The following is a 252-nucleotide window of genomic DNA, read 5'->3' as shown; positions in this document are numbered from 1 at the left end:
CATGGACTTCTCCTACAACGGCGCCGGGCCGGCCAAGTTGCTGGAGCTCAACTACGACACACCGACCAGCTTGTATGAAGCGGCGGCGTTCCAGTGGGGCTGGTTGGAACAATGCATCGAGCGCGGCTTGCTGCCCAAGCATGCCGACCAGTTCAACAGCATCGATACCAAACAGCACCAGGCTTTCGCCCAGTTGCAGATCAAGCAGCCGTTCTACTTCGCCTCGATGAAAAACTCGGTCGAAGACAAGGG

General features: G+C 57.9%; 1 protein-coding gene. It reads left to right on the top strand.

The genetic code is table 11. The annotated features are described in order from the left end of the window. The coding region (locus SB764_RS42880) for a glutathionylspermidine synthase family protein (protein WP_410867160.1) at window positions 1-252 on the top strand (252 nt) is incomplete at both ends.

The sequence above is a fragment of the Paraburkholderia sp. SIMBA_027 genome, from assembly GCF_046535315.1.
In the GTDB taxonomy this organism is placed as follows: domain Bacteria; phylum Pseudomonadota; class Gammaproteobacteria; order Burkholderiales; family Burkholderiaceae; genus Paraburkholderia; species Paraburkholderia tropica.
Note: the sequence above shows the minus strand (reverse complement) of the source record. Positions and strands in the feature narration are given on the sequence as shown.